Here is a 6,728-nt window from a genome sequence, read left to right on the forward strand (position 1 = left end):
TTCACTGACGCGGAAGGGGAGCGGGCGATCATGGCCGGATGGTCCGGCCAACTGACATTGAAATTAGGTGGCCGCCAACGGAGCAGCACGCCGGGAACGCTTGTCGTAACACGGGTAACAAAGAGTTATCGCGACGGAAACGGCCGGCGTCGGTTTTTGGACTGCTTGGCCCGACCATCGGACCTATGTTGGGATCTGAACAGGGAGGCAGGAACCGAGTTGAACGCACCTGCAGGCGGGGCGATCCCGCCGTTGATCCAGCGGCCGCAAAGTGTATCGGTCGCGCTGGCAGCGCATTTCGAGCGTCTCATCGCGACGGGCGAGATCTCGCCCGGGACGCGGCTCCCGTCGGAACGTGAGCTCGCGGCGTCGATGTCAGTATCGCGGTCCTCGCTTCGCGAGGCGATGCACGAACTCGAATCGAAGCGTCTCGTCTCGCGCGTCCGGGGCCGCGGAACCATCGTGCTGGCGCCGACGGCGAGCGTCGACGAGCTGCTGGCGATAGCCGGCGGCGGCACAGAGCAAGAGCATGCCGCCGAATTGCGTTCTGTCATCGAGCCCTCGATCGCAGAACTCGCGGCGCACCGGGCTACGTCGGCGAACCTGCTGCAGCTTCGTGACGTCCTCGACAAGTCGCACGAGAACCTGCTGCAGGCCGAGTCACTTCGCCTCGACGTCGAGTTCCACCTGCTGCTCGCGCAGGCCGCGCAGAACCCGCTCCTGACCGCACTGCAGACCCTGGCCAGCGAGTGGACCGGTGAGGTGCGTAAGCACTCGCATTCCACGAGGCACGGGCGCTGCGCGTCGGTACGTGGTCACCAGGAGATCTTCGACGCGGTTCGGACTCACGACGGTCTGGCCGCGCGTCGGGCCATGGAGGACCACCTGCGCGACGTACGCGAACTCGTCGCCAAGGCAACGCGCTCCTGAGCCGCCGCGCGCTCGCGCAAGAGAGAGTCTCGCGCGGGAAGATTACGGGTCGCGGGGCAGGCCCAACAGGCGCTCGGCGATGATGTTGAGCTGAACCTCGGTGGTACCGCCGTAGATCGTGGTGGCACGGCTGGCCAACAGATACTCGGCCCAGCGGCCGAATTCCTGTTCGGGATCCCCGACGGCCCCGTCGGTGCCGAAGGAGGCCACCGCGAACTCCGCGTAGCCCTGGCCGGTCTTCATCGACAGCAGCTTGGAGATCGCCGCGGCAGGCATGGCATCTCCGCCTGCCAACGTCAGCAGGGTCGACCGCAGGTTCAGCACCTTGGCGGCGTGACCCTCGGCGATCAGCTGCCCGGCGTGGTTCTGCTCGATCTGGTCGAATTGCCCGTCGCGCAGGAACTCCACGAACTGGTCGAGGTTGGCCAGGAACGGTGGCTCACTGCTGCCGATCGAGACCCGCTCGTTGGTCAGCGTGTTGCGACTGACCTCCCAGCCGCGGTCGACCTCACCGAGCACCATGTCGTCGGGCACGAACACGTCGTCGATGAACACGGTGTTGAACATCGCGTTGCCGGTCAGCTCCCGCAGCGGCTTCACCTCGACGCCGGGAGCCTTCATGTCGAGCAGGAAGTACGTGATGCCATTGTGTTTGGGAGCGCTGGAGTCCGTCCGCGCCAGCAGGGCGCCCCACTCCGAGAACTGCGCGCCCGTCGTCCAGATCTTCTGCCCGGTGATGCGCCAGCCGCCGTCGACCTTGGTGGCCTTGGTGGTCAGGCTGGCCAGGTCCGATCCCGCACCCGGCTCGGAAAACAGCTGGCACCAGATCATCTCGCCACGGAACGTCGGCGGCAGGAAGCGCTGCTTCTGCTCGTCGGTGCCGAATGCCACGATCGACGGGATGATCCACGAGGCGATGCCCATCTGTGGCCGGCGCACGCGGCCGGTGCTGAACTCCTGGGCGATGATGATCTGCTCGATGGGTTCCGACGCGCGGCCCCACGGCCTGGGCAGGTGCGGCTGTACCCATCCGCCCTCGGCGATCGCGGTGTTGCGCTCGGCGCCACTCGGAATCGCCTTCAGTCCGGCGACTTCCGCGCGGATCTCGTCGCGCAGCCGCTCGGTGTCGGGATCAAGGTCGATGTCGACCGGGCGCATCCCGGTTGTGGTCGCGGTGTCGACCACGGCCTGCGGGTAGTCCGAGGACCGGCCGAAGCATGCGGCCAGCACGAGTGCGCGCCGGTAGTAGACGTTGGTGTCGTGCTCCCAGGTGAATCCGATACCGCCGTGGACCTGGATGCAGTCCTGGGTGGTGTGCTGCGCGGCGGCAGGTGCCAGGGTGGCGGTCACCGCGGCGGCGAACTCGAAATGGGTTTCTGCAGAAGGGTCTTCCTGGGCATCGTCGAGCGCACGGGCGGCGTCCCAGACTGCGGCGGTCGCCCGCTCGGTCTCGGCGATCATCCCGGCGCACTTGTGCTTGATCGCCTGGAACTGGCCGATCGGCCTGCCGAACTGTTCGCGGATCTTGGCGTACGCGGTGGCGGTGTCGGTGGCCCAGCGGGCGACACCGATCGCCTCGGCTGACAGCAGGGTCGTGATCAGGGCGCGGGCGTGGGCACGGCTCAAGTTGGAGAGCACGCGATCGCCGGTCACCTCGGTGGCGTTGGCCCGGACGTGGGCCAGCGGGCGCAGGGGGTCGACGCTCTGTACCGGCTCGATCTCCAGCTGGGCGGCGTCTAGCACCACCCACTGGACTCCGGACTCGATCGCGACCGGCAGCACGAGCACCGAGGCCTGCGCCGCGGCGGGCACCGCCCGTGCCTCGCCGCGGATCACCAGGCCGTCGCCGTGCCGGGTCGCGGTCAGCCCCGAGTCGATGGCATAGGCGGCGATGGTCTCGCCGGAGGCCAGGCCGCCCAGGATCTTGGCCTCGGGGTCGTCGGCGGAGATCAGCGCACCGGCGATCGCCGAAGGGACGAACGGCCCCGGGACCGCGCCGTACCCGAACTCGGCCAAGGTGATGGCCAGCTCAAGGATTCCGAAGCCTTGCCCGCCAACGGCTTCCGAGAGGTGAACGCCCTGCAGGCCCTGCTCGGCGGCGGCTTTCCAATATGGGGGAGGGTTGGGGATCGGCACTTCCAGGGTCTCGTGGAGCAGCTCCGAGGGCGCCACCCGCGCTACCAGGGACCGAACAGAATCGGCCAGATCGCTGTGCTCAGACGTGATCGCAATAGGCATGCGGTTCCTCCATCCGGGGCATATATCTATTAACCGGTCGGTTGGGCCGAGGGTACCCCGGCGTGACCGGCGCCACTCCAGCGGCCTATCTAACCCCGTTTACTACGTGGGCCAGGTGCTCGCCGTCGCGAATGCGCCGGCAGTTGTCGACCGCCATGGTCAGGTAGCGGCGCATGGTGTCGGCGGTGTACCAGGTGACGTGCGGAGTGAGCACCACGTTGGGCAGCTCCAGCAGGGGATTTCCCGGTGCCACGGGCTCCTCGGCGAAGACGTCCAGGCCTGCCGCGGCCAACTGCCCGGTGCGCAGCGCGTCGACGAGGGCGGACTCGTCGATGATCGGGCCGCGCGCGGTGTTGACGACGACGGCGCCGGGCTTCATCGAAGCCAGGGCCAAGCTGTCGAGCAGCCCGCTGGTGGCCTCGGTCAGCGGGAGGTGAAGCGAGACGATATCGCTGGCGGCCAAGAGATCCGGCAGGCTGCGCCACTGCGGATGGCCGGTGTCGCGGGTGCTGGTGTGAATCACCTGTGCGGGGTCGGCGCCCATCGCGACCACGATCTTCTCCACCCGTTTGGCGACGTTGCCGTAGCCGAGCAGGCCGACGGTGCACCCGCTGATGTCCCGCACGGTTTCGCCCAGGGTGTGATCCGAGGGCCAGCCCGTGCCGTCCCGCGTGGCACGGTCGAGCTCGGGCAACCTGCGCAGTGCGGCCAGCATCAGCAGCACGGTGCCCTCGGCCACCGAGGGCGCATTGGCCCCGGGCATGTTGGCGACCAGGATGCCCAGCCGGGTAGCGGTGTCGACGTCGATCGTGTTCACTCCGGCGCCCAACTTGTGCACCAGCCGCAGCCGCAGACCGCGCTCCAGGTCGTCACCGGACACCGGCCGCAACACATGCCAGAGCACCTCGGCGGAGGGAAGCTCCCGGTAGAACGTGGTGTCGTCGTCCTCGGCGCAGAACGTCACATCGAGCCAGTCCTGGTGAGGTGCAAGAAAATCCATCACCTTGTCACCGGGGGTGAAGTGGGCCAGGACCTTGATCCGGCCGGGGTTCACCGCCACCGCTTCGTGATCCATCGAGCGATGGTATCGGCCTGCTCGTCGCGCGCGCCCGGAGTGGTGAAGTAATGATCGGTGTCGATCGAGCATTGGGACTTGTCCGTGCTCGCCAGCGCGTCGTAGATGCGTTTGGCATCGGATGGGTAGACCCCGGTGTCCTGGTCGGCGTTGATCACCAGGGCCGGGCAGGCGATCCGGGCCAGGTGCGGTTCGGCCCGGGTTTGGGCGTGCCGCAGGCTCCACATGCCGATCCAGTTGCGGACGGTGGTGGCCGCGGCGATGCCGCGCGCCGACCGGTTGGCCTTGATCGGCACCCCGGCGTAGCACAGGTTGGGCTGCCTGCGGGTCGGCTCGACTGTCGGATCGACCATCCTCGGGTCGGCCCAGGTGCGCATCACGGTGAAAGGCCGGTCCGAATACCCCTCTGCCTGAATCCTTTTGAGCTCGTCCTCGGCCCAGTCGGTGATCTTCTCGTTGCGGGCGACCTGGGCCGCGCGGTAGCGCGCCACGAACTCGGCCGAAAAGGGTGCCGGGTTGCGCTCGTCGAACAGGTCCAGGTCGGGGTCGCTGGCGATGGCGTCGTTCTCGTCGAGGACCGCCCCGTCCATCCAGGCGGTCAGCACGTCCGGTCGGCCCGGATGGGCCGCGCTGGCCACATACCCGTCGGCGGGCAGCAGTTCGGTCACGCCCGCGGCCGGCCGCATGCCCTCGAGTGGCCGCACGTTCGGATCGACGGCTTGAGACTGGTAGGCCGCCATCAAGGAACCGCCACCGGAATTGCCCAGCAGAACAACGGTTTCGATGCCCTGTACCTCACGGAGCCAGCGCACGCCCACCCCGATGTCGACCAGCGCGTGGTCCAGCAGGAAGCTGCTCTCGAATCCGCGGAAGCGGGTGTTCCAGCCGAGGAAGCCGACGCCCCTGCCGGCCAGGTGGTCGGCGATGTAGTGCTCGGAGAAGTCGATCTGGTAATGCGTGGCGATCACCGCGACCGTGGGCTTGTGGTCCGCGCTCCGGTAATAGAGGCCCTGGCAGGGGTATCCGCCCGCACCGGCGCGCTGGGCCGTAGGCGATTCCAGGCCGATGAACTCGCGAACCACTTCCGGTGACGCATTGGTCATGAGCGGGAGGTCTCCTCGTGGTAGATGGTCCGGTAGAACACGTTGGCCAGGGTGGTGATGCAGGCGGAGTCATCGGCGGCGGCGTCGCGCCCTCCGGACAGCTGGACGTAGCAGAACTGGTTGAGCATCGACACCAGCGCAACAGCGGTCAGGTGGGCATCGTCGTCGGGGCAGAATCCTTGCTGCTGAGCATGTTTGACCATCTCGGTGATCATCGCGATCGGCAGCTGGCAGATCTCGTCCCAGTATTCGGCGAAGTCGTCGTCGATCATCGCCATCTGGGACACGGCGATGATCTCGGCCAGCCGGTGCCGGTAGGTCGTCCAATGGGCGGAGGCGGCCTGGTAGCTGCGTTCCCAGTTGGTCAGGTTCGGTCCGGTCGCGGGAAGGGCGCGTTCGCGGGCCTCGTTACGGAATCGCAGGGCCCATTCGCGGACCATCGCCTCTTTCGAGGCGTAGTAGTTGTAGAACGACGCGGCCGACCGGCCTGCCTCGGAGGCGATGTCGGAGATCGTGGTGGCCAGGATGCCCTTGCGGGCGATCACCGCACGGGCCGCGGTGTCGATCGCCGCCTGGGTCTGGCGGCCACGCGCGGTCGGCAACGGGGTACGGGGGCTGACGGTCACAGATTTCCTCACTCCCGGCGGGCCGGGAAAATCCCGCGCGGCCATTGATCACATCTGAATCTGATGTTAGATTCAGATTCGCATCGGCGCCAGTCCTCGGCGCGTTCGCCCCGGAGGTTCATCGACGTGATCAAGCCCAACAATCCCAACTCTGAGTTCGAGTTCGGTGGAATCAACCATGTGGCGCTGGTGTGCGCGGACATGGCGCGCACGGTCGACTTCTACACCAACGTGCTCGGCATGCCCCTGATCAAATCGCTCGATCTTCCCGGCGGCATGGGGCAGCACTTCTTCTTCGACGCGGGCAACGGGGACTGCATCGCCTTCTTCTGGTTCCGTGAGGCCCCCGACGGCGTGCCCGGGATCTCCGCGCCGGCCGCGATCCCCGGCATCGGCGAATTCGTCAGCGCCACCGGATCGCTCAACCACATCGCCCTGCACGTGCCCGCCGAGAAGTTCGACGAGTACCGGCAGAAGCTCAAGGCCAAGGGTGTTCGCGTCGGCCCGGTACTCAACCACGACGACAGCCCGATGCAAGCGTCGGCGACGGTGCATCCCGGGGTCTACGTTCGGTCGTTCTACTTCCTCGACCCGGATGGGATCACCCTGGAATTCGCTTGCTGGACCAAGGAATTCGCCGACAACGACGTGCAGGCGGAACCCAAGACCGCGGCTGACCGGCGTCCGCCGGTGCCGGCCGGGTAGTCGATTCCGGACACTGTGGCGAGTGTGTAGGTTGTTGCGCGATTCTGGGGG

General features: G+C 67.2%; 6 protein-coding genes. 2 read left to right on the top strand and 4 right to left on the bottom strand.

Features of this window, described 5'->3' with window-relative positions; all coding sequences use genetic code 11:
* Positions 1–219: 219 nt before the first annotated feature.
* A complete protein-coding gene (locus TX88_RS05305; RefSeq protein ID WP_049924853.1) occupies positions 220–930 on the top strand; it encodes a FadR/GntR family transcriptional regulator in 711 nt (236 codons plus the stop codon).
* Positions 931–972: 42 nt separating this feature from the next.
* Here the strand turns inward: TX88_RS05305 and TX88_RS05310 are convergent, their stop codons facing one another.
* The 4 genes from TX88_RS05310 to TX88_RS05325 form a co-directional block, all read right to left on the bottom strand.
* Positions 973–3,168 (bottom strand): acyl-CoA dehydrogenase family protein, encoded by a 2,196-nt coding sequence (locus tag TX88_RS05310; RefSeq protein ID WP_044515170.1) that lies wholly within the window; start codon positions 3,166–3,168, stop codon positions 973–975.
* 85 nt (positions 3,169–3,253) lie between these two features.
* Entirely contained in the window at positions 3,254–4,243 is a 990-nt protein-coding gene (locus TX88_RS05315) for a 2-hydroxyacid dehydrogenase (protein ID WP_209446953.1), read from the bottom strand.
* The gene (locus TX88_RS05320) at positions 4,219–5,346 is read right to left on the bottom strand and encodes an alpha/beta hydrolase (protein WP_044515172.1); all 1,128 of its coding nucleotides are present in this window, start codon (positions 5,344–5,346) and stop codon (positions 4,219–4,221) included. Before TX88_RS05320 ends, TX88_RS05315 begins: the two co-directional genes overlap by 25 nt.
* Entirely contained in the window at positions 5,343–5,972 is a 630-nt protein-coding gene (locus tag TX88_RS05325; protein WP_044515174.1) for a TetR/AcrR family transcriptional regulator, read from the bottom strand. Before TX88_RS05325 ends, TX88_RS05320 begins: the two co-directional genes overlap by 4 nt.
* Positions 5,973–6,098: 126 nt before the next feature.
* Here TX88_RS05325 and TX88_RS05330 point away from each other — a divergent pair, with 126 nt between their 5' ends.
* Complete coding sequence (locus TX88_RS05330) at positions 6,099–6,677, top strand: VOC family protein (RefSeq protein ID WP_044515176.1); 579 nt, start codon at positions 6,099–6,101, stop codon at positions 6,675–6,677.
* Positions 6,678–6,728: the final 51 nt, after the last annotated feature.

Source organism: Mycolicibacterium septicum DSM 44393, from assembly GCF_000455325.1.
Taxonomy (GTDB): Bacteria; Actinomycetota; Actinomycetes; order Mycobacteriales; family Mycobacteriaceae; genus Mycobacterium; species Mycobacterium septicum.

Bases quoted from the DNA above. Each gene is read 5' to 3' on its own strand.
- TX88_RS05310 (WP_044515170.1), bottom strand. From the start codon at position 3,168: ATGCCTATTGCGATCACGTCTGAGCACAGCGATCTGGCCGATTCTGTT.
- TX88_RS05320 (WP_044515172.1), bottom strand. From the start codon at position 5,346: ATGACCAATGCGTCACCGGAAGTGGTTCGCGAGTTCATCGGCCTGGAA.
- TX88_RS05315 (WP_209446953.1), bottom strand. From the start codon at position 4,243: ATGGATCACGAAGCGGTGGCGGTGAACCCCGGCCGGATCAAGGTCCTG.